The following is a 7125-nucleotide window of genomic DNA, read 5'->3' as shown; positions in this document are numbered from 1 at the left end:
GATTTGCTGCTGCTCATAAATGCAAACGCTACAAAAATCCCCAACAATCAAAAAGACGGCCCTCACCGGAGGAATACCGTACAAACGCGACTCCGGCGGTTGCGTTTTGCATTGACGTGTCGGCGTGGCGCTCACGGGATGGCTTACGGAGATTATCGGGTCGCCAACACGATCGGGGCTTGCGCTTGGCGGTACCGTGCCGTGACGGTTCAACGCCGCAGAGCCAGATCGCCTCACAAGACACCTCCTGAATATTCTGTGAAATATCAAAAAGGAAGCACTCATGGTGAACAGTAAGCCGACGCCATGTTGAGGAGCCCTGTTTTCTTGAGACACTTGCCTTGGTCAGCGCGCGCCCACATAGGTGTGGGCTTAGGCGGTATGATCCCCGAGATAGTTCAGCAGATTGTCAAAGCTGTGCATCTGGCGTAATCGGACTCGGGTATGCCCTTGTCACGATGCGCCCTGTACCATGCGCTGTGCTGATTGACGGCATCGTCGGATGTTCCGCGTTCTTCAAACAGATGACCTGCACCGTGGATAATTCCCAACTTTTTGCGGCACGTCAGTGTGCAAAGGTGTCTTCGTTCATCCTGATACTGTCATGGTCGCGACTGCCAACGATGAGCAGGGTCGGGCAACTGAGCATGGGCAATTGATCCATCGCCAAATCCGGCCGACCACCGCGTGATACGTCTCTTCAGTTTTGCAGCGGCCACAAGTGCTGCAGCGGCCTCCGTGCTGGTCCCCAAAAGACCAATCGGCAAATCCTCGAGGTCGGGTTTGCGATACGTTTCAGTAGTTCATTGTGACGGAGGCTTTTTCTTTGCAAATGCCCGCCTTGGTCTTTTCCGCGGCGTTTGGTAGGGTGATCGCAAGAGAAAATGTTGTCATGACTTTATCTTGCCTGCATCAATTTGGGGCAAACCTTACATCTGGTGCACATAGGTGCCGGGCGCTGCGACAAGCGCTGTATAGCCCTTCTTCGGTGCGCCTGTAGCAGGTGGGGATACGACGCTGCTGCTTTTCGCAGTCAGCCAATCCACCCATGCGGGCCACCAAGAACCCGGCTGGGCGGTGTTCTGCTCAAACCAGGCGTCAGGAGCGATATAGCGCGCACCTGCAGGTCGCAAGGAGCATCTGAAGTGTCCGCGTGCGGCCCCCGGTTCATTGATAATACCCCCATTGTGCCCACCGCTGGTTAACACGAAGGTCAGGTCACTGTCAGTGAATAGCTGCGTCTTGTAGACCGACCGCCAAGGCGCAATGTGATCGGTTTCAGTACCCACAGCAAAGATCGGGGCCGCAATGTCCTTCATCGCAATGACGGACCCCTCAACCGCAAAACGCCCAGCGGTGAGTCGGTTTTCCAGAAACAAGCCCCGCAGATATTCAGAATGCATCCGGGCGGGCATGCGGGTGGTATCGGTCACCCAAACCCCCATATCCGTCGGCAGATCTTCCTTGCCCAGAAAATAACGCCGCACCGCCCGGCTATAGATCAGGTCTTCCGAACGGATTGCAGAAAAAGCGCGCGCCATTTGCGGCCGGTCGAGATAGCCTTTCTCCCACATCATGTCCTCAAGGAACGTGATCTGGCTTTCGTCGAGGAACAAAAGCAACTCTCCCGCTTCCATGAAATCAATTTGTGCTGCCATAAGCGTGATTGAGGCCAAGCGCGTATCGTTGTCACGCGCCATGGTGGCCGCCGCGATAGCCAGCATCGTTCCTCCAAGGCAGTACCCAACCGTATGGACCTGTTTGTCCGGAACGATAGCGTTAACCGCATCAAGCGCCGCCATCACGCCTTTCTTGCGGTAATCTTCGAGCGACAGCTCGGCCTGGTCAGAGCCTGGGTTGCACCAGGAGATCATGAAGACAGTGTAGCCCTGTTCCACCAGATAGCGGACCATGGAATTATGCGGGCTCAGATCGAGGATGTAGTATTTCATGATCCAGGCGGGCACGATCAGGATCGGTTCGGTCTGAACTTTTTCGGTCTGCGGAGCATACTGGATCAACTCGAGCAGATCATTGCGAAACACCACCTCACCGGGCGTACAGGCCAGATCCTTGCCGATCTCATAGCCTTCGGGTGCGGGCTCATGCAGCTGTGCGATCGTGTTCAGGTAATCATGCAGGAAATGCGCTCCGCCTTCGGCGAGGTTCTTACCTTTGCAGGCCAGCGTTTGTTCAATGATCTCAGGGTTAAGCGCCGGAAAATTAGATGGCGAGAACATATCAAGTGTCTGGCGCGCCATGAAGCGGGTACGGTCTGCGTCTTCGGGTCGCAATCCTCGCAAATGATCGGTCGAGTAGTCCCACCAGTCCTGTATCGCCAAAAACCCCTGACTCCACACATTAAAAGGAGCCTTTTCCCAGCCGGGATGTTTGAAGCGGTGGTCATAGGGTTTCGGGCTGAAAGCAGGCGGCACATCAGCGTTTGGGCTGATCGCCTGTTTCATCAGCTTGGCCAAATTTTCCTGTGCATGTTCCACCAACTCAAGCTGACGGCCCGGTGCACGGGCAATGTGAAGCGCCCAATCGCTCCAAGCTTCGATGAACGCATGTGGTGAGAGACCACCGGACATCATGGCGACCGCAGCGCGCGAGGCCCGGTCCAAGTTTTCATGTGGATGGGGCTCTTGCTGGCGGACCTGCTGGCTAGGCGCGATCACGGCAGGTAATTGAGCTTGCACGGGTGTTTTGTGCTGCGATTTGGTTGGATTGGCGGCTTTGGTCATCTGGAACTTTCCGGCGCACTTTGGCCTGCGTCTTTTGGATGATACTTGGCGAACGGTGTGACGGTTCTTGCAGGCTCGAGGCAGCTTTTTATGGCCTCGAGATTCAGCGTTTCTTCGGCTTCCAACTTGGCGACGAGACGCACAACCGCGTCGCGATGCGTCTCGATCAGGTGGATCGCCTCATTCTCAGCGGCGTGAAGTAACTCGATAACGGCTTGATCGACCTGAGCAGCGGTCTCTTCAGCAAAGCTGCGTGGCTGGGCCATCTGCTGGCCAAGGAAGGGGTGCTCAATACTCTGGCGCAGATCAACAGGGCCGATTTCCGGATCCATGCCCCAGCGCGAGATCATTGCCCGCGCCAATTCTGTCGCACGGCGGATATCATCGTCAGCACCTGAACTCACCGACCCCAGCAATAGGTTCTCCGCCGCGCGCCCGGCCAACAGAGTGCTGAGTTGACCACGTAGATGCGCCTCGGGCAGCGTATGACGCTCGTTGGTCGGCAACATCTGCGTATTGCCGAGGCTCTGACCGCGCGGAATGATCGAAACCTTGTAAAGTGGATCGGCATCGGGTGTGTAGTACGCCACCGCTGTATGGCCGGATTCGTGCACAGCAAGGCGATGTTTTTCCTCGGGCTGTATCGCTAATGTGCGCACTGTGCCCATCATCACCTTGTCGCGTGCTTCGTCTAGGTCAGCCATCATAATCAGGCTTGCAGAACGACGCGCAGCTGTGATCGCGGCCTCATTAAGCAGGTTCTTGAGATCAGCCCCGGAGAACCCGGGCGTTCCAGCCGCCACCTGATCCAGATCCACATCCTCACCAAGGGAGAGGTTTCGCGCATGGACATCAAGGATTGCACGGCGGGCCGTCTTGTCAGGCAAAGACAGGGTCACGTGACGATCAAACCGCCCCGGACGCAGCAATGCCGGGTCGAGCACATCGGGTCGGTTGGTCGCTGCAAGAACAACCACGGCCTCGCGATCACTGAAACCGTCCATCTCGGCAAGGATTTGGTTCAGGGTCTGTTCTCGTTCGTCGTGACCGCCACCAATGCCTGTGCCACGCGTCCGGCCAATGCTGTCGAGTTCATCTATGAAGATCAACGCAGGCGCTTGCTTGCGTGCCTCCTCAAACATTTTACGCACCCGGCTCGCTCCGACACCGACAAAGACTTCGATAAACTCCGATCCGGATGTCGAAAAGAAAGGCACCTCAGCCTCACCCGCCAAGGCACGTGCGAGCAACGTCTTGCCGGTGCCCGGCGGCCCCATAAGCAGTACGCCATGAGGTACGGTGGCGCCGACCTTCTGAAAGCGATCCGGATCGCGCAGGAATTCGACAAGTTCCGAGACTTCGCGTTTGGCTTGATCCTGACCTGCCACATCAGCGAAGGTGGTGTTGGTAATCCGCTGCGCTGGCTTGGAAGACCGCCCGCTCATTAGATCGCTCAGACCGCGCGGCGTTCCGGCACCAAAGCCACTTCCCAGAGTTCCGCCCATCATTCGACGAGTGAACCAAAAATAGAAGGCGAGAAGCACGAGCCAAGGCAGGACGGAAACCAGCATGGAAGGCGCGCGCGGCTCTTGTGCAGTAACAATGACGCCGTGTTCCTCAAGAAGTGGCAAGAGTGTCGGATCGGGTATTTGCGGGAGGATTGCACGGACCGTTTCCGCGCCTTCGGAGGTTGGCTCTATGAGACGGCCGCTGAGAGCGGTGGCTTCCAGTGTGGCTTCATCGATTGCCCCCGATCGTATCAATTGTCTGATTTCGCTGTAAGAAACAGTGTTGTTCGTCGGCGGATTCTCAAGGTTCGGGAAGATTAAAAAGCCGATAATCAGCGCAGCAATTACCAGCGGCCAGACCTGCATCATGCGAGGGTTAAACTTTGGCTCATCAGGAGGTGTTTTGTGATTATCCATCTTACCGCTGCCCACAAATCCGCGCCGACCAAACTAAGCCGCCACAGCAGACAATGTGCAGTGCCTGACACGTATCCAACACTCCAACAGCTTCCAGTATATTGATTACGTTCACGTTTTCGGCCTTCTCATTATTGGGCGTGGCCATTTTCAGTCCTTTTTTGTCACGGAGTTGGCAGGATTTCTTGACGAAAGTTGCTGTTATTATCATTGCGGACAGCGACATGACATTGATCAAGATCAGTCCGGGTGACGCGTTCGAAGCAATCATGCGTGCGTCTTGGAGAATGCTAAACTTGGAGTTGATAGATGACTTTGGCCGACAATATCACGTGCCTGAGTTGCGGGCAGATCAATCGAGTGCCCGTCGCAAAGTTGGATGCAGATCCAAAATGCGCCAAGTGCGGAAATCTGCTGGTCAGCGGTCTCGTCGCAGAAATCGATGTTCAGGTGCACAACAAGGCTTCAAGCGAGGACGACCAGCCTATTGTTATCGACTATTGGACACCTTGGTGCGGGCCATGTCGTATGATGGCCCCGGAATTTGCAAAAGCCGCAATGAAGCTGAAGTCCAAGGTTCGTTTTGCGATCTCTGGGCCGGATTTGCGCACCCAGCGATGAACTGTCGATGCATCCACTTCAATGCCGAGCTCGGCCAGCAAACCCCGGCCATCCCGGCACGAAAGTGCGTCGCGACAATGCCAACGGACCGCACACAGGACAACTTCCGGCGGAAACCGATGATTTTTGAACGGACTACGCTGCATGATGACTCTCCAAGCATTGAACTTGCCTCATACATCCAACGAAGCCCGATGAGTGCAACAGTCCCCTTCGAGGTCACCTTACATCGTTTTGAGGAGTGGCCCAATTTCGGCCGCACTCAACACACGCCCCGACGAGACAACTTTTTCGTCGATCACAAGACCGGGCGTGGACATGATCCCATACCCCGCGATTGCGATAACATCGGTGATTTTCTCGATCTCGGCGTCGATCGCTGCGGCTTGCACAGCGGTCTTCACGTTCTCGCCCAAGGCCACACATTTCTTGCAGCCGGACCCGAGTATTTTGATGATCATTGCGTCTCTCCTTTTCAAACAAACAGATGGGCTGTGGCGTTGAATACGTAGCCAATCAATATGATACCTGTCGCGACGATGCCGATGAAAACTGCCAGCAAGCGTGGTCTGACGACGCGTTTGAGCATGATCATCGAAGGCAGCGAAAGTGCAGTGACAGCCATCATGAAGGTTAGAGCGGTGCCCAGACCAACGCCCTTTTGAACCAATGCCTCGGCGATGGGCAATGTCCCGAAAATGTCTGCATACATCGGTACGCCTACAAGCGTCGCGACCAGAACCGACCACCACTTGTCTTGGCCCAAAAGAGCCGAAATGAAGGTTTCTGGTATCCAATTGTGGATTGCCGCACCGATCCCGACGCCGATCAAAACATATAGCCAAACCCGGTGTGCGATATCCATTACTTGACCCGCCGCGTAGGCCAGCCGCTCGCGTCGACTGATCGCCCCATCATTGTCATGGTCGCTCACAGGGCTTTGACAAACAAAGGCCTCAACTTGATCTTCCATTTTGAGCCGTCCGATCAGGGTTCCACCCAATACGGCCAGCACCAACCCGATGGCCACGTAGGCCAGAGCGATGCTCCAATTGAAGATGCTTGCCAGCAAGATCACGGAGGCCAGATCAACGAGTGGGGAGGAAATCAGAAAAGAAAAGGTCACCGCCAATGGTAGCCCTGCACTGGTGAAGCCGATGAACAGCGGGATGGAGGAACAAGAGCAGAAAGGCGTGATGGTTCCCAGAAGCGCTGCAAGGATATTGGCCCCCAAACCTTGGCGTTGTCCGAGAATGCGGCGCGTACGTTCGGGTGGGAAATAGCTTTGCACATAGGAAATGGCGAAGATCAAAACCGAAAGTAGAATGAATATCTTGATCACGTCATAGATGAAAAAGTGAATGCTTCCGCCAATCTGGCTTGCTGGATTCAAACCGAACCCGTCGCGCACCAACAGGGTGACAAGATCCGATAGCCACTGCATGCGCAGCAGTTGATCGTTTAGCCACACCAGGACATCGCCCATTCAGATATACTCCTATGTCGGTACGGACATTGCTCCACCATTCCCACAAGCCATAGCGAACGCGGGGTTGCGTGGCGTTGATCTGCGTCAGGACAAATCAATTTGTTGCTGAGGAGTGGCCGACGACCTGCGCGTCTTCACAATCGTGGCCATGACGTTCCGACTCGAGGGTGATGTGGGACAGCCCGAATCCATTGCGAAGGGTGGTCTTCACTTTCCACCTAATGGATCGAAGCCACCGGCTTCTAGCCGGTCCGCTTCAGCGAATCTTTCTCTGATCTTCTCTCCTGAATTTTGAAACCCGCTGTGGCGGTATGGTTTCAAAATTCAGGAGAGAAGATCATGCGTT

Annotated in this window: 5 protein-coding genes and 1 pseudogene; 1 reads left to right on the top strand and 5 read right to left on the bottom strand. The window is 55.3% G+C overall.

Annotation, left to right across the window (positions count from 1 at the left end; translation table 11 throughout):
• Positions 1 to 929: 929 nt before the first annotated feature.
• Positions 930 to 2744: a PHA/PHB synthase family protein gene (locus tag LC354_RS25315; RefSeq protein WP_223428742.1), complete on the bottom strand. Its 1815-nt coding sequence runs from the start codon at positions 2742 to 2744 to the stop codon at positions 930 to 932.
• Positions 2741 to 4669, bottom strand: a complete 1929-nt coding sequence (ftsH, locus tag LC354_RS25310) for an ATP-dependent zinc metalloprotease FtsH (RefSeq protein ID WP_223428741.1) — start codon at positions 4667 to 4669, stop codon at positions 2741 to 2743. Before ftsH ends, LC354_RS25315 begins: the two co-directional genes overlap by 4 nt.
• 309 nt (positions 4670 to 4978) lie before the next feature.
• Between ftsH and LC354_RS25305 the strand changes: the two genes are divergently transcribed.
• Positions 4979 to 5290: a thioredoxin domain-containing protein gene (locus LC354_RS25305; RefSeq protein WP_223428740.1), complete on the top strand. Its 312-nt coding sequence runs from the start codon at positions 4979 to 4981 to the stop codon at positions 5288 to 5290.
• Here the strand turns inward: LC354_RS25305 and LC354_RS28295 are convergent.
• The 3 genes and pseudogenes from LC354_RS28295 to LC354_RS25290 all read right to left on the bottom strand — a co-directional run.
• Positions 5245 to 5436: pseudogene (locus LC354_RS28295) on the bottom strand (IS6 family transposase); the annotation flags it as partial. The gene LC354_RS25305 and the pseudogene LC354_RS28295 sit on opposite strands and share 46 nt — an antisense overlap.
• A 78-nt stretch (positions 5437 to 5514) precedes the next feature.
• Entirely contained in the window at positions 5515 to 5751 is a 237-nt protein-coding gene (locus LC354_RS25295) for a thioredoxin family protein (protein ID WP_223428739.1), read from the bottom strand.
• 14 nt (positions 5752 to 5765) lie between these two features.
• Positions 5766 to 6776, bottom strand: coding sequence for a permease (locus LC354_RS25290; protein ID WP_223428738.1), 1011 nt, complete (start codon positions 6774 to 6776; stop codon positions 5766 to 5768).
• Positions 6777 to 7125 lie beyond the last annotated feature (349 nt).

It is taken from the genome of Tateyamaria pelophila, assembly GCF_019966495.1.
In the GTDB taxonomy this organism is placed as follows: Bacteria; Pseudomonadota; Alphaproteobacteria; order Rhodobacterales; family Rhodobacteraceae; genus Tateyamaria; species Tateyamaria pelophila.
The sequence above is the reverse complement of the archived record's forward strand: the minus strand, read 5'-3'. Positions and strand labels throughout refer to the sequence as shown.

Bases quoted from the DNA above. Each gene is read 5' to 3' on its own strand.
- ftsH (WP_223428741.1), bottom strand. From the start codon at position 4,669: ATGGATAATCACAAAACACCTCCTGATGAGCCAAAGTTTAACCCTCGC.
- LC354_RS25295 (WP_223428739.1), bottom strand. From the start codon at position 5,751: ATGATCATCAAAATACTCGGGTCCGGCTGCAAGAAATGTGTGGCCTTG.
- LC354_RS25290 (WP_223428738.1), bottom strand. From the start codon at position 6,776: ATGGGCGATGTCCTGGTGTGGCTAAACGATCAACTGCTGCGCATGCAG.
- LC354_RS25305 (WP_223428740.1), top strand. From the start codon at position 4,979: ATGACTTTGGCCGACAATATCACGTGCCTGAGTTGCGGGCAGATCAAT.
- LC354_RS25315 (WP_223428742.1), bottom strand. From the start codon at position 2,744: ATGACCAAAGCCGCCAATCCAACCAAATCGCAGCACAAAACACCCGTG.